Origin of the sequence: Alkalihalobacillus sp. NPDC127517, from assembly GCF_050276055.1 — a bacterium.
Taxonomy (GTDB): Bacteria; Bacillota; Bacilli; order Bacillales; family Bacillaceae_D; genus Alkalicoccobacillus.
Window position 1 is genome coordinate 115537 of the sequence record NZ_JBNNQX010000002.1, and the last position, 22838, is coordinate 138374.

Genomic DNA, 22838 nt, shown 5'->3' on the forward strand with positions numbered 1-22838 from the left:
TTATAACAATTGACAAACAACCCACAAACGGTACTTATTTTCCTGTTTAATGAAGTGGAAGTGTTAGATTTTGCTGGTCCCTTTGAAGTCTTATCGTTAGCTCAAAAAAACAACCGGCCATTTTTCAATGTACAAACAATCTCAGAAACCGGAGAAGCTATCCGAGCCCGAAATGGTTTAACAGTTCAACCGGATTACAGCTTTAACACGTGGAAAGGGGATCCTGATCTTGTTATTATACCTGGCGGATATGGTGCCAGAGAGATCGAGATCCATAATCAACAGGTTCTAAATTGGGTTAAAGAGATGTATACACGCACCAGCATTCTTGCATCTGTTTGTACGGGAGCGTTTCTTCTTTCGGAGACGGGTCTTTTAAACGGTAGATCAGCAACCACACATTGGGCGAGCCTTGACCGCTTTGAAGTGGACTACCCTGATGTGTACGTTAAACGTGATGTGAAATTCGTAGATGAGGGAGAACTCATTACCTCAGCTGGTATCTCTGCAGGGATTAACATGGCTTTTCATCTTGTTAAGAAGATAGTTGGCGTTGAATCGGCAAGAGAAACAGCAAAACGAATGGAATATGACATACTCCTATAAATGAAAAAAGGCGAGTCTCCAAAGATGGAGATCGCCTTTTTGATGTTCATATTATTCTGCGTAGCTTTCTTCGAGTTGAGTAATCAGGTCGCCAACATAGTTTACAGCTGTTCGAATGGTCTCCGGGTTACTCATATCTACTCCTGCATCAGCAAATAGATCAAGAGGAGATTTCGTTCCACCGGCTTTTAACATATCTAACCAACGATCAATTGCAGGCTGGCCTTCTTCTTCAAATTGCTTATAAGCAGCAGTTGATGCAGTTAACCCTGCAGAATACGTGTAAGGGTATAGACCCATATAATAGTGAGGCTGCCTCATCCATGTGCGTCCTGCTCCTTCATCAAGTTGAACTGAATTACCCCAGAATCCTTCAAGTACTTGATTTTTTGTTAGGCGAAGGGTAGTAGCCGTTAATGGTTCACCAGCTCCAGCTAATTCATAGACTCGTCTTTGGAATTCACCTTCAAGCAGATGAGTAACAAAATTATGATAATACGTCCCTAGAAACTGAAGAATAACCCAACGCTTCATTTGTGGATCATTTGTTTCATTTAATAAGTGATTTCCTAGTATCAACTCATTCATCGTAGATGGTCCTTCAATGTTATAAAGAGAAGGTCGTACGGATGATAGTGGTTGATGCTGATTAGCTAGATAAAAGTGACCAGCATGACCTAATTCATGAGCAAGCATGAAGGCGCCACGCATATTTCCTGTCCAAGTCATTAAGATATAAGGGTGTGCGCCATATGGGCTAGAACAGAATGCACCCGTTCGTTTCCCGATGTTACTAGAACGATCAACCCAACGTTCATTTAAAGATTTTTCTAACATATCTGAGTATTCAGGTCCCATTACCTTTAGTGCTTTTTGAATCAAGTCAGATACTTGTTTATATGTTGTCTCAGGTTGAAAATCTGGATCAAGTGGTGCTTTTAAGTCACAGAATTTTAACTCATCTAACCCGAGTACACGTTTTTTTAATTTCGCAAATCGTTGCATATGAGGAGCTAACTCACTATAGATAATATTAAGCTGATTTGTGTACATTTCTGCGCTTACTTTTTGGTCATGGAGCAACATTTCCGTTGCCGACTCATAGGATCTAAGTCTAGCAAGTGTTACATGTTTACCTACTTCTGTTGCATACGTTTGTGCGTAAGTATTTTCATAGCTTGCTAATGTCTCATCAAAAGCAAGATAAGCATTTCTGCGTTCGTCGGTATCTGGTGATAATTCATACTGATCCTCAAATAAGGCAAAGGAAAGAGATTTTTCTTCACCTTCTTTTCCTTTAAATGTAGGGAAGGTCATATCAGCCGACTTACTAGCAGAATAGATCGCATATGGAGAAGAAAGAGTCGGATAAAGCGCCTGTAGTACTTTTTCTGTTTCAGCATTAAGTGCATATGGTTTTTTTGAAAGAACAGTGTTTAATAGTACATCGAACTTAGCTAAACCAGATTGTTCCTCTCTAAACTGTGTAAGTGTAGAGTCGGGAATAGCCATTATTTCAGATTCGATAAATGAGAGGGAAGCAGAAAGATCTGCTAGTATGTCTGTTGCTACTGCATAATCTGCCTGAGCCGATGCATTTGTGCCATCAACAGACAGTTTTAGGTTTGCGTATGTAGAGATCAAAACAATCTGCTCCATAATAGCTTCTCTTGCTTCTAAGCAATTCAGAAGATTTTCAGAGCGTTCTGCTAGCTTTCCAGCAAATCCAGTCACACCTGCAACCGCTGGTGCTAATGAATGAAGGGCTTGCTCCCATGACTCTCTTGTTTCAAAAAGATCAGTTAAATCCCATGTTTCAGAATAATCAATCTCTGAACGATGCTTTAATGTACTCAACGATATATTCCTCCTTTTATTCGTGAAGCGAATTAAATGTAGTATACACTAATTTACCGCATAAGTTTAGCGAAAAGTTCTAGCTATGACTATAGTAAAACAAACAAACATTCGCTACAATAGAGTAAGAAGATGATTAGGGGTGCATGTATGTTTAAGGAAAGTTTACAGCAAATTGTACGTGACCTTAAAGAAAATCCTTCTTTTAGGGAACAGATTGTGCACTGGCATGAACTTGAAGCGGTGGAAGCCAAAACGAAGGCATTTCCACTAGATATGAATGAAAAGCTTGTACAGGCACTTCAACGAAGAGGAATTGGAGAATTATATACTCATCAGGAGGCTGCGTACGCAGCTACCAGAAAAGGTGAGAACATTGTAGCGGTTACACCTACGGCTTCAGGTAAAACCTTATGTTATAATTTACCTGTATTACAAAAGATCTCTGAACAACAGGAGAGCAGAGCGCTATATATCTTTCCAACAAAAGCGTTAGCTCAAGATCAAATGAGTGAAATAAATGAACTTATAGAAGAGATGGATGTGCCTATTCGCTGTTTTACATATGATGGAGATACCGCTCCTTCAATTAGACAGGCAGTCAGAAAAGCAGGACATGTTGTCATAACAAACCCAGATATGCTTCATTCGGCTATTTTACCTCATCATACAAAGTGGGTTTCTTTTTTTGAGAACTTAGAGTATGTAATTATTGATGAATTACATACGTATCGTGGTGTATTTGGTAGTCATGTAGCGAATGTGATTAGGCGACTCAAACGAATTGCTGCTTATTATGGAGCGAATCCAACGTTTATTTGTACATCTGCGACGATTGCTAATCCTAAGGAACTAGCTTCTGAGTTAACCGGAAAGCAAATGCGCTTGATTGATAATAACGGTGCGCCAAGAGGAAAAAAGCATTTTATCTTTTATAATCCTCCGATCGTAAATGAACCTTTAAATATTCGCCGTAGCGCAACAGTTGAAGTGAATGAGATTGCCAAACGTTTTTTAATAAATGGTATTCAAACGATCGTATTTGCTCGCAGCAGGGTGCGTGTTGAAGTAATCTTGAGCCACTTACAAGAATTAATTAAAAAACGCTTTGGTCCTGATACGATTAGAGGCTATCGAGGCGGGTACTTACCTAAGCAGCGGAGAGAAATTGAAAAAGGCCTACGTAATGGTGAAATTATAGGGGTAGTAAGTACAAATGCTTTGGAATTAGGAGTAGATATTGGTCAATTACAAGTTTGCGTAATGACAGGCTACCCTGGTTCCATTGCGAGTGCATGGCAACAGGCAGGCAGAGCTGGAAGAAGACAAAACGAATCAGTTATTATTATGGTGGCCGGTTCCTCTCCAATCGATCAATATATCATTGGTCATCCAGAAGCGTTTTTTGAGCGATCTCCGGAATCTGCAAGGTTAAATCCGGACAACTTAATGATTTTAATTGATCACCTTAAGTGTGCGGCATATGAACTTCCATTTAAACAAAATGAAACATTTGATGGCGTTGAAATAGAAGAAATTTTAGTATACCTTGCAGAACATCATGTTCTGCATGAACGTGCCGAGAAGTGGTATTGGATGAATGACGCGTTTCCAGCGCACGGAATTAGTCTTCGTTCTGCATCTCAGGAAAATGTTGTGATTATTGATCAAAGTGACGTAACGAATCATACGGTAATTGGTGAGATGGACCGTTTTAGTGCAATGACTTTATTACATGATGAAGCGATCTACTTACATCAAGGGGTTCAGTATCAGGTTGAATATCTTGATTGGGACGAGCGGAAAGCCTTTGTAAGAGAGGTTTCAGTTGAATACTATACTGATGCCAACCTTGCTGTTAAGTTAACAGTATTAGAAGAGGACGATAGAAAGTCACATGATACAACAAGCCTTTCGCTTGGAGATGTGATGGTTAACGCCAAAGCGACCATTTTCAAAAAAATTCGTATGAGTACATTTGAAAACATCGGATCAGGACCCATTCACCTACCTGAAGAAGAATTGCATTCTCAAGGGATGTGGATTAGCTTTGCGTCATCATTAGTCACTCAATATGGTGAGGCGGCTCTTGAAGCAGGACTTATGGGACTTGCTCATGTATTAGGTGCTGTGTGCCCAGTATTTGCGATGTGTGACCGTGCAGATATACATGTGGTTCCGCAGATTAAAGCAGATCACTCTGAGCAGCCCACTGTATTTATTTACGATCGCTACCCAGGAGGGATTGGTCTCTCAAAAGAGATTTACCAAAAGATTGATTCCGTTTTACAGCATGTAGATGAACTGATCTCATCATGTTCGTGTCAATCAGGTTGTCCATCTTGTGTAGGAGCGGAGAACCAAGTTCACCCACTGAACAAAAAACAGTTAGTCAAGCAGTTACTGAAGGAATGGTTAACAGATCCTATTAAATCCACTACTTAACAATCAGGAGAGATGAGTATGAATAACCTGCAAATTAATGTTTTTGAAACGAGTGATGTTCATGGTCATATTATGCCTCACAGATATCGTACAGAGGACAACCTCCCACTTGGTTTAGCGAAAATTAACACGTTACTAAAAAAAGAGCGTGAGCAACATCCACATTTATTTGTTATAGATAATGGCGATTTAATTCAAGGTACACCTCTCACAACATATGTTTCTAAAAAGGATACTAGCCGACAACATCCTTTAATTCGTGCAGCTAATTTGGTAGGCTATGATGCAGCAATAATGGGCAACCATGAATTCAATTTTGGAATGAATACCTTAAACCAAGCTGTTAACGATTCGTCATTCCCTTGGCTTGCAGCTAATATCTTAAATAAAGAGACCGGGGAATGTTACTTTGGTAAACCTTACTTAGCAAAAGAATTTGAGGGAGCTAAGGTCGCTTTGTTAGGTCTGACAACTCAATACATCCCGAACTGGGAGGATCCTAATCATATTGAAGGACTTGTTTTTGAAGACTGCGTAGAAACAGCTAACAAATGGGTTCCATATATTCGTGAACATGAACAACCTGATGTATTAATTATTTCTTATCACGGTGGTTTCGAACGAAATCCGGTAACTGGCGAAGCTGAGGAAAAGGAAACAGGAGAAAACCAAGGCTATGCTCTATGTCACGAAGTAGAGGGAATTGATTTACTGTTAACAGGTCATCAGCACCGTCTTCTAACAGGTATGTGTGGAGAGGTTCCCATTTTACAGCCAGGTAGCTTTGGTTCAACCGTTGGAAAAGCGACGATTCAACTAGAAAAGCAAGAGGGTCATTGGACAATCACAAACATACACACTGAATTAGTGGAGCTGTCAGAAACAAAAGCTGATCCAGAAATTGTAGAGGCTACAAAAGAAATTGAACAAGAAGTACAGGACTGGCTTGATGAACCAATTGGTTTTGTAGAGGGAAGTCTGCGAATTGATGACGCATTTCACGTCCGTATACAAGAGCATCCATTTATTGAATTTATTAATAAAGTTCAAATGGAGGCCTCTCAAACAGCGATTTCAAGTACAGCACTTTTCGATAACACGTCAAAAGGCTTTCCTGATACGATAACAATACGAGATGTGATGTCTAACTATATTTATCCTAATACGTTAAAGGTACTAGAGGTTTCAGGAGACGATTTGAAGGAAGCCCTTGAACGTAGTGCAAATTACTTCATGTTAGCGAGTGGTGAACCAGAGATCAATCCCGATTTTCTTTATCCGAAGCCTCAGCACTATAACTACGATATGTGGGAAGGGATAACCTACACAATTGACCTTAGGAACCCAGAAGGTGAACGAGTGGTTCAATTAGAGGAAGCGAACGGCAAACCGATTAAAGGTGATCAAACCTATGAAGTTGTCATGAGCAACTATCGTGCAAGCGGTGGTGGGGAATACAGTATGTTCAAGGACAAGCCGGTTGTGCGTGAAATGCAAGATGATATGACGGATTTAATTATTCAATACGTTCTGAAGCATAAGACCATTTCTTCTGAAGTTAATCATAACTGGAAAGTCATTTGGAAATAAATAAAAAGCAGATCCGCTTGAAGGATCTGCTTTTTTGATTAAACAAGCCTTGCTCGTATTTTACCTGAAATAAAGTCAACTAGGGTAATCATTACAATAATGCCTAGTAAGATAATTCCGACTCGTTCCCAGTCACGTACTTGTAAGGCAAAGATAAGAGGTGTACCAATTCCTCCGGCACCAATGATCCCAAGGATAGAGGCTGCACGAATATTTACTTCGAATCGATACATAACGAAATTCAAATAACTTGGTAAAATTTGCGGGACAACAGCGAACCATAGGGTTTTAATCGGGTTGGCACCAGTTGCAATTAATGCTTCTGTCGTACTTAAGTTCACACTTTCCACATCATCAGAAAATAGCTTTCCGAGCATCCCAATCGATCCGATTCCAAGTGCTAACACCCCAGAGAAAGAACCTGGTCCCACAGCCTTAATAAAGATTAAAGCGAAGATAATGTCTGGGAACACACGAATGAAGCTAAGGACGAACTTACCGAATTGAGAAATTACCCGAGACTTTACTATATTACGTGCGGCTAAAAAGGCAAGTGGAATACAAAAGACAGCCGCAATAAATGTTCCGAGAATCGCAATGGCTAATGTTTCAAGGAGTTTGCGCAATAAATCCTCACCAGCAGGATCATATACATAGTCCCAATCAGGACTAAATAACCCTTCGAAAATCGCACGAACAATTTGGCCTGACGTTTCTTTTACTTCAATCGTAGGTAAACCGGCAAATGCCCAAATGTAGATGAGCATGAGAATAATGACAACAACAAATCGTGTAAAGATCTTTTTCTTTTGTGGGTTCATGATAATTTCTCCCTTAGGGACGTACTGATAAAGTCAATAATCAGTACAACAATCAAGGTATATAGAATAATAGTTGACACCCTGGCATAATCAAAGAATCCAAGTGCTTGATCATAATACAAACCAATTCCACCTGCTCCTACAAGACCAAGTACAGCAGCCGCTCGTACATTTACCTCAAATGAGTAGAGGCTGAATGATAAAAATTGAGCTGTGACTTGAGGGATAACTCCGAACATCACTAATTTAACCTGGTTCGCACCTACTGCGCGCATGGCTTCAAGTGGACCCTCGTCAATTCCTTCAATAGACTCATAGATCAGCTTACCGATAATTCCAAGTGAAAATCCAATTAACGCAAGGACACCGGAAAAAGCACCAATACCAAAGATCGCAACAAAGATCGCAGCAAGTAATAAATCAGGAATGGTACGAATTAAATTAAGTAACCAACGAGCAGGCACATTGATAAACGGTGTTTTTAAGACATTTCTTGCCGCAAGAAGAGCAAGTGGCATCGCAAGAATTGCACCAAATGTAGTTCCAAGAACGGCCATACGAATGGTTTCAAGAATTGGTTCAGTTATTCGAGTAAAGTAAGCCCAATCTGGAGGGACCATCTCCTTTATGAGGTCCCACATATTTGGAGCACCTTTTTGAAGATCTGAGAATGAGAAACCAACATTATACCCGCTATACCATAGTATCGCTATTATAAGCAAGGCAGAGAAAGCTTGTTTGGTTTTTTTCTGCCGATAAGGTAAAGTAGATTTTGTTTTTGGAGAAGATGTACTCATGCATTTACACCTAGCATTTCTTTATCGTCAATTGGACGACCATAAATCTCAGCAAAGGCTTCGTCCGTTGCTTCTTCTACCGGTCCGTCAAATACAATCTCACCAGCTCTTAAACCAATAATACGTGTTGCATACGCTCTTGCTAAATCAATAAAGTGTAAATTAACAATCGTTGTAATCCCTAAGTCTTCATTAATACGTTTTAAGTCATCCATCACTTGCTTTGTTGTTAATGGATCAAGAGAAGCGACAGGCTCGTCCGCTAAAATAATTTTTGCTTCTTGGGCCAAGGCTCGCGCAATGGATACACGCTGCTGTTGTCCTCCAGATAGTTCATCTGCTCTTGAGAAGGCTTTATCAGGTATATTCACACGCTCTAATGCTTTCATTGCAAGATCTTTGTCTTCCTTAGGGAAGAGACCAAAAATCATTTTTAAAGTAGAGTGGTAGCCAACACGCCCTGATAAAACATTACGAAAAACAGAAGATCTTCTTACTAAGTTAAAGTTTTGAAAGATCATACCAATATCACGTCTAATTCGATATAAGCCCTTACCTCTAGCTTTAGTAATAGACTCTCCATCGATCAAGATTTCACCTTCAGAAATCTCATGTAATCGGTTAATGGAGCGGAGCATCGTCGATTTTCCTGCACCTGATAAACCAACAATCACAACGAACTCGCCTTTTTCAATGGTTACATTCATATTATTAAGGCCTTTTGTTCCATTTGGGTACACTTTTGAAACATTTTTAAATTCGATCATTGATACATCCTACCTTCTATTAGGAATCGTAAAAGGCCGGTGATTCCGCATGGTACGGAACCACCAGCCACTAACATACAGTTACTTCTTCTTGACGACTCAGTACTAACTACTCTGTTTTAACTTTTTCGTTATACTCGCGAACTGTTTCAAAGTTGCTATCGTCTGACTCTACATAGCCTTCATGTGTGTAAACATCCTTGATGATTTCACGACCTTCTTCATCTTTACCTATTGCAATAAATGCTTGTTGAATTTTGTCTTTCCACTCTTGATCCATGTCAGGAAGAACAGCGATTGTGTCGTTTGGAATGGCTTCTGTAAATTCAAGGATCTCAGTATCTTCAAAGACAGTAGGATAGTCACCTTGAACAACATTACGTGCATCCTGGAATGTTGCAGCTGCGTCAACATCTCCATTAAGTAGTGAAATGATCGCTTGGTCATGCCCTTTTAGTGTAACAGGCTCTACATCTGTTAGTGGATCAAGACCAGCATCAATTAATACGGCTGCAGGCCATACATAACCAGCAGAAGACGTTACACTTTGATAACCCATCTTTTTACCTTTTAGATCTTCAATTGTTTCGATTCCAGAATCTTTTTTCACGATAATTTGAGACTTATAGAAGTCTACTAATTCATCTGTTGGAGAACCATCTTCGTCATTCACGCCATAACGTTGAGATTGAAGGATAACTTCAGCAGCTCCGCGCTCTTCTGCTAAAACGTATGCAGTTGGAGGAAGAAAGCCTACATCAACCTGCTCAGAAGCCATCGCTTCTACTATCGTGTTGTAGTCAGTTGAAACACTTACTGTAACTGGAATATCTAGCTCAGCTTCAAGTAAATCTTCAAGTGGTTTTGCTTTTGCTTCAAGTGAGTCAGCATTTTGAGAAGGAACAAATTGAACACTTAATTCTTCAGGAACGTAGCCTGTAGCTTCTTCTGTGCCTTCTGTACCTTCTTCGTTTCCGCCAGTTGCTGTTTCTTCGTTGTCAGAATCGCCGCTACCACAGCCAGCAAGTAGTGCTGCTGCTAGAGTAAATGTTAATCCAGTACCATACAAATGTTTTTTCATTAAAAAAGACCCCCTAATAATATGTATAAGATTATCAAGCAAACATCATTATAACAGAGCATTATTAAAAACATGTAAAAGTTTTGTAAATGATAGAGTGATTATTAGATTATAGACTCAGGATCCTACCATTCCCTCCTATAGATCTATATTCTCCTGAAAAAGTATAGATTCATAAAATGAATTCTCTTAGTAAAGGTCTAACAACACTTACCAGTTTATTATACAATTTCTCAATTATAAGACAATGACTTTTGTAATAAAATTTATCAATCTCTATCATTATTGAAAATTGTGTGAAAGTAAAATGGTAGATACACAAACAAACATTCGCTATAATGAAGTGGATCAAACAATTAGCGGGGTTTTAATATGAATATTCGCTCAAAGCTTAGTCGATTAAAGGTTCATACAGGAATTGAAGAGAAAAATACTGTGCCTCAAAAAGGAAGAAGTGGGGGAGACTCCATACTTTTAAGTGAGGTAGAGAAGCAATGGCAAACGTTTGGAGCTCAAATAAAGAGACTTGAAGACCAATATGTTATTGTTCGGGAAGTTGTTTATCCTTTATCTGACCAACATGGAGAATATACGTTTAGCCAACTATTTGATGCTTGTTCCAAGTGGAAGCAGAGTGAAATGAAGCATCCACTTTCAGCAGAGCAAGTGAATTCAGACCAATTGATTTTTTTTGATACAGAAACAACAGGTCTTTATACTGGAGCAGGTCATCATATTTTTTTACTTGGCTATGCGCAAGTGAAATCAGACGGTGTTTACGTAAAGCAATACTTATTACCCGGGCCAGAATCCGAAGCAGCGTTATACTATTATTTTTTAAGTGAGGTTGATAACTTAAGTCATCTTGTTACGTATAACGGCAAGGCCTTTGATTGGCCACAAGTGAAAACTCGGCACACGTTCGTTCGTGATCAAGTACCCAAATTGCCTGCTTTCGGACATTTTGATCTACTTCATGCAGCCAGAAGACTTTGGAGTAATGAGTTGCCATCATGTAGGCTACCAATTATAGAAGAACATAAATTAGACTTTGCTCGTAAACACGATACACCAAGTTATCTTGTACCAATGCTATATTTTGACTTTGTAAAAGAACAAGATCCATCTTTAATGGAAGGTGTATTAAAACACCATGAATGGGATCTGCTTTCTTTGATTACTCTCTATTGTAAGCTTTCGTTTAAACTAACAGATCATCCAGAGGAGCATTCAAACGACTCAGAATGCTATGAGCTGGGGCGGTGGTATGCGTCAATAGGTGAAACAGATCCTGCAGCTACGTTTTTAAAAAGAGGTATAAAAAGCTCTCGCGGGGATATCGCATCTAAAAGCATATATGAGTACGCCGACCTTCTAAAAAAACAAAAAAAACCGCGTGAGGCGCTAACATATTATCAAGAATCCATTCAACTGGGGTACCGTGTCTCTGAAGCTGCTCTTGAATGCGCAAAAATGATGGAGCACTTTGAAAAAGACCTTGGATGCGCCATTGATTTTACTCAAATTGCGATTGATGGATTAACTTCAGTTCCAACAAAGAAAAGAGTAAAGCTTCAAGCAGACCTCAGAAAGCGCATGAACCGTTTGGAAACTAAGCAGGGGAAAGCATGAATCATTTCCTGGGGAAGCGCATAAACACTCATGTTTCAGCATCTTTTGTATTAGTGAAGCGAGAAATCTGTTTGAAGCTGTAGAATTTTGATTCATTTAGTCATGGATGAAAGCCTTCTAAAGAGATTCACCTAAAATAGGTCATACAACTAGTACACATATAGTGACATGAACATAGGTTATTAGTGATTCTAAATATAAAGGAGGCACTAATCCTATGTATGGAAAGAAAAAACACTGTAAACCTTGTCAATCATTTCAACCTTGTCCGACGTTACCTGCTTTCACTCAAAAGCCTACAACAACAAAAATGATGCCTGCGGTCATTCACCCAACGAAACATAGTGTAGTAGAGAAAACCTGTGAGTATATTGTCCCTGAGGTTCATCCAACTCACACAGATTACGTAACAAACCATGTGTATAAGCATGTTCACAGTTGCCCGCACACAGAAGCAAATCATCAAAACGTGAGCAACCAACAGTTCATGGGTGGTAATAACCCAGTAATGGGGGCACAAAGCAACATGCCAGTAATGGGAGCGCAAAGTAATATGCCTGTTATGGGAGCACAGAGCAACATGCCAGTAATGGGAGCGCAAAGCAATATGCCAGTAATGGGTGCACAAAGCAATATGCCTGTTATGGGTGCACAAAACAACATGCCGAACTGGCCAGTAATGGGTGCGCAATCAGGTAAAAAACGATAAACTAATCAATGAATAGGTATGAATCGGGTCCTTTTGGGCCCGTTCTTTTTTAGGAGGTTAACGTGAAGACATTACTTGTTACAGGGTACAAACCCCATGAACTAGGGATTTTTGATCATAAACATATTGGAATTATTTACATAAAAAAAGCACTACAAAAAAGGTTTATTCCATTATTAGAAGACGGAATTGAATGGATCATGATCAGTGGTCAGCCTGGAGTAGAGTTATGGGCTGCAGAGTGTGCATTTGAATTAAAAGAATTGTACCCTGAATTAAAGGTTGCAGTCCTACCACCTTTTTTGGAGCAAGAAGGTCAATGGAAGGAAGAGTCTCAGGAAAGATACCGTGACGTATTAAATCAAGCTGATTTTGTGAAACCAATTACTAATCGAGCGTATGAAAGCCCATCACAATTACGACTTAAGAATGATTTTCTAATCGAAAAATCGGATGCATTACTAGTTCTATATGACCATGACCAACCAGGAACTCCGAAATTTTATGTGGAGCCAGCACTAAAGAAACAAAATAGTGGTTTAGACTATCCAATTTTTTATTTAACACCTGAGGATATTGAAGATGCCAGAAGAGAAGAAGAGATGGACTGGTAACTTCAAACTGATATAAAATTGACTTTTGACGGGACTTTTGAAAAAATATAAGTGAGATTATATAGTAAAGAAAAAGCAGGGGTGATTCGAATGAGCAATCAAGAGATTAAACATTCAGCGAAAGAAATTTTGAATAAAGACTTTAAAACAAGCATGAGAGGGTATAACCCAGACGAGGTAGACAAGTTTTTGGACTCAATTATTCAAGATTATGAGCTCTATGAAAAAAAGGTTGAAGCACTTGAGCTCGAGGTACAACAGCTTCGACAAGAGCATAAAAAATTACAAGACAGACCGGTGAGACAAGCATCAAACCCGGCACCTTCATCCAATAACACGAATTATGATATTTTACAGCGTCTTTCAAATCTTGAGAAAAAAGTATTTGGAAGTAAAATGTACGAATAAACAGAGGAGGGCTCCATAAATGGTTGACGTTTATTTTGATGGAGCTAGCGCTGGTCATCCTGGTCTCTCAGGAGCTGGCGTTTTTATCAATTTTAAAAACGGAAAAGTTGAAGAGCATGCGATACCACTCTCAGCCATGTCCAATCATGAAGCAGAATATGAAGCCTTTCTTTATGCACTTAAACGTTGTTTAGAATTAAAGCTAGAACATGTCTCTTTCCGAACAGATTCTCAATTAATTGATGACGCAGTAGAAAGGCAACATGTGAAGAACCCTCTTTTTAAACCGTACCTTGATGAAGCTCTAACTCTTATGAGACAATTCGAATCGTTTTATCTTAAATGGGTGCCAAGTAAGTTAAATGGAAATGCTGATCGCCTGGCCAAGCAGGGGATTATGATACAAAAGCAGAGCCGGTGAAAGTAAGGATTGCGTTTCAGCTTAAAACAAGCTATACTAGTTAAGCGCGTTTGCGTATCAGGTTTAAGTTAAGCATTCAGGTGGCCGCTGTGCAGCAATGCATAGAGGAAAGTCCATGCTCGCACGGGCTGAGATGCCCGTAGTGTTCGTGCCTAGCCAATTCATAAGCTAGGGTAGTCAGGTAACTGGCTAACGGCAGGAGAATTGCCTAAGTCCTTCTGGATATGGTAAACACTCCTTGAAAGTGCCACAGTGACGGAGTCCATTTGGAAACAAATGGAGTGGAACGAGGTAAACCCCTCGAGCGAGAAACCCAAAAATAGGTAGGGGCATTTTCTGATTTGGAACTAAACAAAATCAGAAGGACAGGAGTACCTCCTGTAGATAGATGGTCACCACCAGCGTACGAGGCTCATCACCGCTTGCAGTACAATGGTACAGAACATGGCTTATCGAGTGCTTAACGATGTTTGACTGATTTACTAATCATACGTGTAAAAATCCCTTTTAGGGATTTTTTTTATTTATCTAACTCCTTTAGTGCATAAACACGTTTATGTATGTAAATTTTTGTTTACTTGTTCTGAAAATTCAATTAACATAAAAGGGACTTACATAGATAAAGAGGGGGAAATCATTATGCTGAAAAAATGGGGTGTTGGAATAACTGCAACAATAGTTATTCTAGCTCTAACGGCCTGTGGTAACGGAAATGAAGAAGGAGGGACAGGGGGAACTGATGATACGGAAGAAGCGTCATTTACAATTGGCGCCACTCAAATCTTAGAGCACCCGTCCTTAGATGCAGCTTATAAAGGGTTTCAGGATGCACTTCTTGATGCAGGAATTAATGCAGACTATACTTTTCAGTCAGCTCAAGGGGATCCGAACAATACGTCAACGATTGCAACTAACTTCGTTTCAGATGGAGTAGATTTAATCTTTGCAAATTCAACACCAAGTGCGATTAGTGCATTACAAGCTACTCAAGATATTCCGATTGTCTTTACGTCTGTTACAGATCCGGTTGAGGCTGGTCTTGTCACAGCACTGGATGAACCGGGGGAATTAATTACTGGAGTGAGAGATCTCCATCCAGAAGCGATCAGTGATACCGTTGCATTCATAGAGGAGAATTTCCCTGATTCCACCATTGGTCTTGTTTATAATGCAGGAGAATCGAACTCGGTGGTTCAAATTGATGCGATTAAAGATGAAGTAGAAGGAACGTCTTTAAGTACAACAGAACGAACAGTTGCAACGTCTGCAGATGTCCAATCCGCAGCAACGGCACTCGCTGATGATGCTGATCTTATTTATCTTGTTACCGATAATACGGTGATTTCCGCATTAGAGTCTATTGTTGGAATTGCAAACGATCGTGATTTACCACTGATCGCAAGTGACCCTGAATCACTTGATTCTGGTGCATTTGCTGCGTTTGGTGTTAATTTCCATACACTTGGGTACCAGGCTGGTGAGATGGCTGTAGATATTTTGAATGGTGATAAATCACCAAGTGAATTGCCAGTTCAATCTCCAGCTGATATTAATCTAGTCATTAATCGTGAAGCTGCAGAAGCACAAGGCATTGAATGGAAAGATGAATGGGAAGACGCAGCAAGCACATATGAATCAAATTGATAAGAATAGACCGGCCTCTTTATAAGGTCGGTTTTATGTTTAAAGGAGAAGTGGTACTATGCTTGCATTATACGGGGCATTAGAGCTTGGATTTATCTACGCAATTATGGCGCTAGGAGTGTATTTGACCTTTCGAATTCTTGACTTCCCTGACTTAACAGTAGACGGAAGTTTTGTAACGGGTGCTGCTGTAGCAGCCATTTCAATTGTGAACGGTGTTGACCCATTTCTTGCTACCATACTTGCTGTTTTGGCAGGCTTTGTAGCTGGTTGTATAACAGGTCTTCTTCACACAAAAGGAAGTATTAATCCGCTATTAGCAGGGATTTTAATGATGATCGCTCTTTATTCAATTAATCTGCGAATTATGGGGATGCCTCGAGTCTCTTTATTAAATGAACCGACAGTATTTGCTTGGGTTCGTGAAAGATGGGACGCACTTGGAGTGGACCAAGCATTCCGCTCATTTTTTGAAGGGGTGGGTCTGACAACCTTACCTTCAACGTGGTCACTGATGTTCGTAATGCTCCTGTTAATTATCGTAATTAAAGTAATAACAGACTATTTTCTTAAAACAGAAGTGGGTCTGGCGATTCGGGCAACCGGAGACAACAAGCGAATGATTCGCAGTTTTTCAGCCAATACTGACCACTATATTATTCTAGGACTTGGGCTATCAAATGGATTAGTGGCGTTATCCGGTTCATTAATTGCTCAGCAAGGTGGGTTTGCTGATGCAGGCATGGGCATAGGAATGATTATTATTGGACTTGCTTCAGTGATTATAGGTGAAGCCTTATTTGGAACTAAGTCCATCTTCCGGACAACCATAGCCGTTATATTTGGTGCCATTATATATCGAATTGTAGTTGCGTTTGCATTAAAGGTTGATTTTCTACAGGCTGGTGATATGAAATTAATCACAGCTATTCTCGTTATTCTAGCCTTAATCTCTCCTAAGATCATTGAGAAACAACGCGATCGAATAAAGCGAAAACAAAAGCATCGACTGGCTAAAAAGGAAGGAGGCACTAATCATGCTAAATCTGCGTAATGTGTCCCTCACATTTAACGAAGGTACGTCTGATGAAAAAAAAGCATTACAAACAATCGACCTTCAATTGAAAAAAGGAGACTTTGTCACGATTATTGGTAGTAATGGTGCTGGTAAATCAACGCTAATGAATGTGATTTCTGGTGCACTCCTGCCAGATGAAGGCGATGTACAAATTGATGGTAAAACAGTCATTAAACATCAGGAATATAAGCGCTCTGCTTTGATTGGACGGGTTTTCCAAGATCCGATGGCGGGTACAGCTCCAACGATGACAATTGAAGAGAATTTAGCCATTGCTTATTCAAGAAACCGCAAACGCACATTAAAGCCTGGTGTAAATAAACAAAGAAAATCATTTTTTAAGGATTCGTTAGAAACGCTTCACTTAGGACTTGAAAATCGTTTATCAGCTAAGGTTGGTATGTTATCAGGTGGTGAAAGGCAGGCACTATCCCTTCTAATGGCTACATTTACTGAACCGAGCATTCTCTTACTTGATGAGCATACGGCTGCTCTAGATCCCTCGAAACAAGAGTTAATCACAAATTTAACGCGTGAAGTTGTTGATCGACATCGTTTAACAACATTAATGGTTACACATAATATGCAACAAGCCATTGATTTAGGAAATCGATTGATTATGATGGACCAAGGAAAGATCATCCTAGATGTTCCTGAATCTAAAAAGCAACATATGACCGTTGAAGGGTTGTTATCTGAATTTAAACGCATACGCGGATCGCAAATGGAAAGTGATCGGGCTGTGCTAGGATAATCAAATGAAACTCATTCGCTTATGCGGATGGGTTTTTTTATAGGATTTTATACTGGTCTAAAATGACACTTGTGTTCCTCAAAAAAACACTTTATAATTACACCTGTTGAAGACAGATGTCTTTTTATAGAGGACTCGCCTTATACATATGGCAGATATTTTACATCGAGAGTGGAGCGAATATGAAAAAAATCTTATCAAAATGGAATAAACTAGGTTTAGTTAAACAAATACTTATCGGATTAATTGTTGGTATTTTACTTGCTGTCACCATACCTGATGCTGCAAGCCCCGTTAGTATTCTAGGAACTTTATTTGTAGGAGCACTTAAAGCAATAGCGCCAATATTGGTATTATTTTTAGTGATTTCATCCATAGCACAACACCAAAAGAATAAAAAGACAAATATGAAGTCTATTATTCTTCTGTATTTGCTTGGCACTTTTTCAGCAGCGGTTGTAGCTGTTTTGGCTAGTTTTTTATTCCCAGTACGTTTAAATCTAGTTGATAGTCCAGAAGGGTTTCAAGCACCAGAGGGTGTGGTTGAAGTATTACAGACGGTTCTATTAAATGTGGTAGATAATCCAGTAAATGCTTTAACTCAAGCAAATTTTATTGGCATTCTAGCTTGGGCCGTACTTTTTGGACTGGCATTCCGGCGAGCTGGAGAGCCAACTAAAGCGATCTTACAGGATGTATCAAATGTGATGTTAAAAGTGGTTGAATGGGTCATTCGATTGGCGCCACTCGGCATTTTAGGATTAGTGTTTGAATCCATATCAGCAAATGGCTTAAGTTCGTTACTATCATACGGAAAGCTGCTTGCTGTTCTAGTAGGGTGTATGCTTTTCGTCGCACTTATCATGAATCCATTATTTGTATTCATTTGTTCGAGAAAAAATCCATATCCTCTTGTTTTAACATGCTTACGAGAGAGTGGGTTAACAGCCTTTTTCACACGAAGTTCTGCAGCGAACATCCCGGTTAATATGAGACTGAGTGAAAAGTTAGGGCTAAATAAAGATACGTACTCTATCGCCATACCACTTGGGGCGACTATTAATATGGCTGGAGCTGCGGTAACGATTACTGTTCTTACATTAGCAGCGGTTCATACACTTGATATTCAAGTAGATCTATTAACAGCACTCGTTTTATCTTTTATAGCAGCAATCAGTGCTTGTGGAGCTTCAGGAGTATCAGGTGGTTCACTGTTACTCATTCCACTTGCTGCAAGTTTGTTCGGAATCCCTCCTGAGATTGCGATGCAGGTTGTAGGGATTGGTTTTATCATTGGAGTCGTTCAAGATTCCGCTGAAACAGCCCTAAATTCATCAACAGATGTAATGTTTACTGCAGCAGCTGAAGCAAGAGAAAAGCGTCTAGCAGGGCATTGATTTTCTTTAGAAAGCGAGGATCCTTAGTTAAAGGAACTCGCTTTTTAAAATGATACGGTTGAAGCGGTTGAGTGGGTTCCTTGTCAGCAACTCGCTCAACCCGTATAATGAGGAAAGCATGAGACATAAGGGAGTTAGAAATAATGAATAAAGTGAAATTACTAGCCACTGCCACTATGGGGCTAGAATCAATTGTTGCAAAAGAAGTGAAGGATTTAGGATATGAAGATGTAAATGTTGAAAATGGAAAAGTTACGTTTACAGCCGATGTACAAGCGATTCCTCGCGCCAACCTATGGCTTCGTACCTCTGACCGAGTAAAACTGGTTATTGGCGAGTTTAAAGCCTTTACGTTTGATGAATTATTTGAAAAAACAAAGGCACTACCTTGGGCTGATTTAATTCCTGCTAATGCAGAATTTCCGGTTATTGGTCGTTCCGTAAAGTCTACCTTGTTCAGTGTTCCTGATTGTCAAGCGATTGTGAAAAAAGCGGTTGTTGAGAGTCTTAAATTAAAGCACAACATTAGCTGGTTCGATGAAGATGGTCCACTTTATCGTATTGAAGTCGCCTTTCATAAAGATGTAGCGACTCTTACACTCGATACGAGTGGAGAGGGTCTACATAAGCGTGGATACCGTTATTTTCATAATGAAGCACCTCTTAAAGAAACTTTGGCTGCGGCTCTTATAAAATTGACTACCTGGAATCCAGATCGTCCATTTGCTGATCCGTTCTGTGGGTCAGGCACACTTCCAATTGAAGCAGCGATGATCGGGCAGAACTTAGCACCAGGATTTAATCGTGACTTTGCTTCAGATAAATGGGACTGGATCGGTAAGGAGCATTGGAATCTTGCGAGACAGGAAGTGGAAGACTTAGCGAACTACGATCAAAAGCTTGACATCCTAGGCTCTGATATTGATCATCGAAGTGTGGAGCTCGCACAAAATAACGCTGCAGAAGCAGGTTTCGCAGACCTAATTACGTTCAAACAAATGCAAGTACGTGACTTCAGTCATAAAGGTAGCTATGGTATCATTGTCGGAAATCCACCGTATGGTGAACGGATTGGGGAAAAAGACGAGGTTGAGTACATGTATAAACAAATGGGTGAAGCCCTTCGTAAACATGATACTTGGTCTGTGTACATGTTAACGTCAAACGAACGGTTTGAAGAATTATACGGGAAAAAAGCCTCTAAGAAGCGCAAACTGTATAACGGTAACCTAAAAACCGATTACTATCAGTACTTTGGTCCGAGGCCTCCGAGAAAAGATTAAGTAAGAAAGGTTTTACAGCGTTGAACACATTATTTTTGTAAAAACTATTCATTGAATGAGTAGTTACATTCAAAATAATGTGTTCTTTTGGTTTATCCTTTTTATTAAGTCAATTTCAAGTGAAGAGGTGTTAGAGTGAATAAAAAAATATATCTACTTTTAGCAATTATTTATACAACTGTAGGCTTGATCTTAAATAATGTCCTGCAAACCACTGTTGGAGGATATATGATGACATTAAGCCTTATAGCCTTTATAGTGGCTATTGTAGGTACTTGTTATTATTTTATTAAATTTAATATTAGGTTTTTTAAATATAAACAAAAGAACCAGTAAAAATAGAAAAAAAGTTGTTATGGTTAAATTGAAACCTTTTGGAGGAACAAACGTAAATACCTAGTGTAAGGAAACCTAAAGTTTATTTTCTTTTAATTGGGCTATACATCCCAAAGCAAAAAACATTGTAGCTAAAAAGGAGATAACAATCATGCCAACAAACGAAATCATTGACTATCATGAGGAACCGTCATCAGATGATCGAGTGCTCGCGATGCTTATTTATGTATCAAGCTTTTTTACAACCATTATTGGTCCATTGATTATTTGGTTAGTAAAAAAAGATAATTCGCCATTTGTTGATAAGCACGGGAAAGAATATTTTAATTTTATCATATCTTATACGATTTACTCGGTTGTCGGATTTATAACCCTTGCCATTCTCGTTGGTTTTATTATTTTACCTGTGGTTGGTCTCATGTGGTTTATCTTCACAATCGTTGGTGCCGTCAAAGCATATAACGGTGAGTGGTACCGCATTCCACTTACGATTCCTTTTATTAAATAAACGATGTTAGCGACGAACTTTGGTTCGTCGTTTTTCTTTAGGTTAAGACTGGTCTCATTATTTGTTGGATGCTAAGATGGGGGAGAAAAGGTGGTTGGTTCAGATGAATACACTTATTATTACGAGCTATGCAGTAGGTAAGGACAACGAAAAGTCAATCATATTTAAGAGTACAGAGAGCAAGGACATTCATCAGCTCATATTCGATGGGTTAAAAGAGCTTCTACAGAAAGAAGAATTAGAGACGTCACCAGGTAATGGTGAACAATTAAGCATTAACATGATTGAACAGGAACCTGGGCAGTCTCTACCACGTATACAACACGTTTCTGTTTCTGGAGAACTTGAGGATCGTTTACTTGACCGACTCGAAGATATTCAAGACTGGATGGAGCAACATGAGATTAAGCAAGTCTCAGATCACTCCGCGACACTCTCAAAATTAGTTCGTGATCTTTCATAATTTCATTTACCATATTTAGTTAGGAGTGAGTGTTTTGAAACAGAATCTTTTAATGCTAGGTATAGATGTCGGGACAACAAGTGCAAAGTCAATTATCTTTAATACGCAGGGTGTGGTTGTAGGGTCAAGTGAAATGAGTTATCCAACACTTTCTCCACAGCCAGCATGGTCAGAGCAAGATCCTGAAGTAATTCTGCAAGCAGTAAAGAATTCGATCAAGCAATCGCTCGCATCTTCTGGGGTTGCTCCACGAGAAATTGCTGCAGCAGGCTTCTCTACAGCTATGCATTCTTTGTTAGCTGTCACTCAGACAGGTAAAGCCATCACGAATAGTGTCATTTGGTCGGACAACAGAAGCTCTGAACAAGTGAGAAAGCTTAAAGAAACAAAGGAAGCACTCGCTTTTTATATGCGAACTGGAACGCCCATTCACACGATGTCCCCACTATCAAAGTTGCTATGGATGAGGGAGCATACACCGGATATATTTAATGAGGCATACAAATTTATCTCAATCAAAGAATACATTTGGTTTCATTTGTTTGGAGAATTTGTTGTTGATTACTCGATTGCTTCAGCAACAGGGCTATTCAATCTCGAAAAAAATGATTGGGATCAAGACATTTTATTATCAATTGGGTTAACTAAAGATAAATTATCAACACTCGTTCCGGTTACATATAAAAAGGATTTACCACATTCAAGTCTTGCAGAAGAACTAGGAGTGAATCCAACGATGCCATTTATTATTGGCGCGAGTGATGGTGTTCTAGCTAATGTCGGGGCTGGTGCCGGTGCGAGTGATAAAACAATCATAACGATTGGAACAAGTGGAGCAATTAGAAGGACCGTTGATAACCCAATGACAGATCCGCTCCAGCGTACATTTTGTTATGCATTAACAGAAAATAAATGGGTCATTGGTGGAGCAACAAACAATGGCGGGAATGCATTTAGGTGGTTCCGCGATGAGTGGGCTAAAGGTAAATCCACTATAGGAGACGAACCCATTTCAGAGGATCTATATGAGTACTTACTGCAGTTAGCCTCCACTTCACCAGCGGGGGCAAAAGGATTAATCTTTTTGCCATTCTTAAATGGAGAACGTGCCCCGTATTGGAATCCAGATGCTCGTGCAGGATACATTGGAATGGCTAATCATCATACACAAGCAGACTTTGTACGTTCCTTGCTTGAAGGGGTTATTTTTAGTATCTATTCAGTTGGTACAGCTCTTCAGGAGTTAGGTGGACCAATTAAAGAGATTCGTGCATCTGGCGGATTTGCTAGGTCAGAGCTATGGCTTCATATTCTAGCAGATGTATTTGGTCAATCCATCGAAATTCCTGCAAGCTATCATGCTTCCGCTTTTGGTGCAGGTATTATTGCTTTAGTAGGTTCAGGGCAGTTAGATCATTTAGAAGAGTCCGATCAATGGACGACCGTTACACAAACGGTTGAACCAGACACTCACACACACCAGTCATATGCTCAGATCTTTGAGATCTATCAGTCTCTTTACGTGGCGTTAGAAAGGCCATTTCAAGAGCTGGCTGAAATCCAAAAAACATATATCAACCAACCGTATGAATCAAGTAGATAATAATCTGATTATGTAAACCTGTGT

General features: G+C 39.5%; 21 protein-coding genes and 1 other RNA gene. 17 read left to right on the plus strand and 5 right to left on the minus strand.

Annotation, left to right across the window (positions count from 1 at the left end):
• Positions 1 to 9: 9 nt before the first annotated feature.
• Complete coding sequence (locus ACQKKO_RS02515) at positions 10 to 606, plus strand: DJ-1/PfpI family protein (RefSeq protein ID WP_498644005.1); 597 nt, start codon at positions 10 to 12, stop codon at positions 604 to 606.
• 51 nt (positions 607 to 657) lie between these two features.
• Here ACQKKO_RS02515 and pepF read toward each other — a convergent pair whose 3' ends face one another.
• Positions 658 to 2463 carry an oligoendopeptidase F gene (gene pepF, locus ACQKKO_RS02520; RefSeq protein WP_498644007.1) on the minus strand — a complete coding sequence of 602 codons (1806 nt, stop codon included), beginning with the start codon at positions 2461 to 2463 and terminating at the stop codon, positions 658 to 660.
• A gap of 150 nt (positions 2464 to 2613) precedes the next feature.
• On the opposite strand from pepF, the gene ACQKKO_RS02525 reads away from it, so the two are divergent.
• The gene (locus tag ACQKKO_RS02525; protein WP_498644009.1) at positions 2614 to 4908 is read left to right on the plus strand and encodes a DEAD/DEAH box helicase; all 2295 of its coding nucleotides are present in this window, start codon (positions 2614 to 2616) and stop codon (positions 4906 to 4908) included.
• A gap of 12 nt (positions 4909 to 4920) precedes the next feature.
• The gene (locus tag ACQKKO_RS02530) at positions 4921 to 6498 is read left to right on the plus strand and encodes a bifunctional metallophosphatase/5'-nucleotidase (RefSeq protein ID WP_498644011.1); all 1578 of its coding nucleotides are present in this window, start codon (positions 4921 to 4923) and stop codon (positions 6496 to 6498) included.
• Positions 6499 to 6536: 38 nt separating this feature from the next.
• Here ACQKKO_RS02530 and phnE (ACQKKO_RS02535) read toward each other — a convergent pair whose 3' ends face one another.
• The 4 genes from phnE (ACQKKO_RS02535) to ACQKKO_RS02550 all read right to left on the minus strand — a co-directional run bounded on the left by phnE (ACQKKO_RS02535) (position 6537) and on the right by ACQKKO_RS02550 (position 9964).
• Complete coding sequence (gene phnE, locus ACQKKO_RS02535) at positions 6537 to 7319, minus strand: phosphonate ABC transporter, permease protein PhnE (RefSeq protein ID WP_498644012.1); 783 nt, start codon at positions 7317 to 7319, stop codon at positions 6537 to 6539.
• Positions 7316 to 8116, minus strand: coding sequence for a phosphonate ABC transporter, permease protein PhnE (phnE, locus tag ACQKKO_RS02540; protein ID WP_498644014.1), 801 nt, complete (start codon positions 8114 to 8116; stop codon positions 7316 to 7318). The genes phnE (ACQKKO_RS02535) and phnE (ACQKKO_RS02540) overlap by 4 nt, the downstream gene beginning before the upstream one ends.
• The gene (gene phnC, locus ACQKKO_RS02545) at positions 8113 to 8883 is read right to left on the minus strand and encodes a phosphonate ABC transporter ATP-binding protein (protein ID WP_369875556.1); all 771 of its coding nucleotides are present in this window, start codon (positions 8881 to 8883) and stop codon (positions 8113 to 8115) included. The genes phnE (ACQKKO_RS02540) and phnC overlap by 4 nt, the downstream gene beginning before the upstream one ends.
• 109 nt (positions 8884 to 8992) lie before the next feature.
• Positions 8993 to 9964, minus strand: coding sequence for a phosphate/phosphite/phosphonate ABC transporter substrate-binding protein (locus ACQKKO_RS02550; protein ID WP_498644016.1), 972 nt, complete (start codon positions 9962 to 9964; stop codon positions 8993 to 8995).
• Positions 9965 to 10336: 372 nt separating this feature from the next.
• On the opposite strand from ACQKKO_RS02550, the gene ACQKKO_RS02555 reads away from it, so the two are divergent.
• The 14 genes from ACQKKO_RS02555 to ACQKKO_RS02620 all read left to right on the plus strand — a co-directional run bounded on the left by ACQKKO_RS02555 (position 10337) and on the right by ACQKKO_RS02620 (position 22814).
• Complete coding sequence (locus ACQKKO_RS02555; protein ID WP_498644018.1) at positions 10337 to 11596, plus strand: ribonuclease H-like domain-containing protein; 1260 nt, start codon at positions 10337 to 10339, stop codon at positions 11594 to 11596.
• 217 nt (positions 11597 to 11813) lie between these two features.
• Positions 11814 to 12305 (plus strand): spore coat protein, encoded by a 492-nt coding sequence (locus ACQKKO_RS02560; protein ID WP_498644020.1) that lies wholly within the window; start codon positions 11814 to 11816, stop codon positions 12303 to 12305.
• A gap of 62 nt (positions 12306 to 12367) precedes the next feature.
• Positions 12368 to 12919, plus strand: a complete 552-nt coding sequence (locus ACQKKO_RS02565; protein WP_498644022.1) for an SLOG family protein — start codon at positions 12368 to 12370, stop codon at positions 12917 to 12919.
• A gap of 90 nt (positions 12920 to 13009) precedes the next feature.
• A complete protein-coding gene (gpsB, locus tag ACQKKO_RS02570; protein WP_498644024.1) occupies positions 13010 to 13327 on the plus strand; it encodes a cell division regulator GpsB in 318 nt (105 codons plus the stop codon).
• 19 nt (positions 13328 to 13346) lie between these two features.
• Entirely contained in the window at positions 13347 to 13748 is a 402-nt protein-coding gene (locus tag ACQKKO_RS02575) for a reverse transcriptase-like protein (protein WP_498644026.1), read from the plus strand.
• 72 nt (positions 13749 to 13820) lie between these two features.
• Positions 13821 to 14205, plus strand: an RNA gene (gene rnpB, locus ACQKKO_RS02580) — RNase P RNA component class B.
• A gap of 182 nt (positions 14206 to 14387) precedes the next feature.
• Positions 14388 to 15392: an ABC transporter substrate-binding protein gene (locus ACQKKO_RS02585; protein WP_498644028.1), complete on the plus strand. Its 1005-nt coding sequence runs from the start codon at positions 14388 to 14390 to the stop codon at positions 15390 to 15392.
• 58 nt (positions 15393 to 15450) lie between these two features.
• Positions 15451 to 16446: an ABC transporter permease gene (locus ACQKKO_RS02590; protein WP_498644030.1), complete on the plus strand. Its 996-nt coding sequence runs from the start codon at positions 15451 to 15453 to the stop codon at positions 16444 to 16446.
• A complete protein-coding gene (locus tag ACQKKO_RS02595) occupies positions 16430 to 17224 on the plus strand; it encodes an ABC transporter ATP-binding protein (protein WP_498644032.1) in 795 nt (264 codons plus the stop codon). The genes ACQKKO_RS02590 and ACQKKO_RS02595 overlap by 17 nt, the downstream gene beginning before the upstream one ends.
• Positions 17225 to 17406: 182 nt before the next feature.
• A complete protein-coding gene (sstT, locus tag ACQKKO_RS02600) occupies positions 17407 to 18621 on the plus strand; it encodes a serine/threonine transporter SstT (protein WP_498644033.1) in 1215 nt (404 codons plus the stop codon).
• A gap of 143 nt (positions 18622 to 18764) precedes the next feature.
• On the plus strand, positions 18765 to 19904 hold the full coding sequence (locus tag ACQKKO_RS02605; protein WP_498644035.1) for a THUMP domain-containing class I SAM-dependent RNA methyltransferase: 1140 nt from the start codon (positions 18765 to 18767) through the stop codon (positions 19902 to 19904).
• Positions 19905 to 20391: 487 nt separating this feature from the next.
• The gene (locus ACQKKO_RS02610; protein WP_498644036.1) at positions 20392 to 20748 is read left to right on the plus strand and encodes a DUF4870 domain-containing protein; all 357 of its coding nucleotides are present in this window, start codon (positions 20392 to 20394) and stop codon (positions 20746 to 20748) included.
• A gap of 103 nt (positions 20749 to 20851) precedes the next feature.
• Complete coding sequence (locus ACQKKO_RS02615; protein ID WP_498644038.1) at positions 20852 to 21211, plus strand: hypothetical protein; 360 nt, start codon at positions 20852 to 20854, stop codon at positions 21209 to 21211.
• A gap of 34 nt (positions 21212 to 21245) precedes the next feature.
• Entirely contained in the window at positions 21246 to 22814 is a 1569-nt protein-coding gene (locus tag ACQKKO_RS02620; protein ID WP_498644039.1) for a gluconokinase, read from the plus strand.
• Positions 22815 to 22838 lie beyond the last annotated feature (24 nt).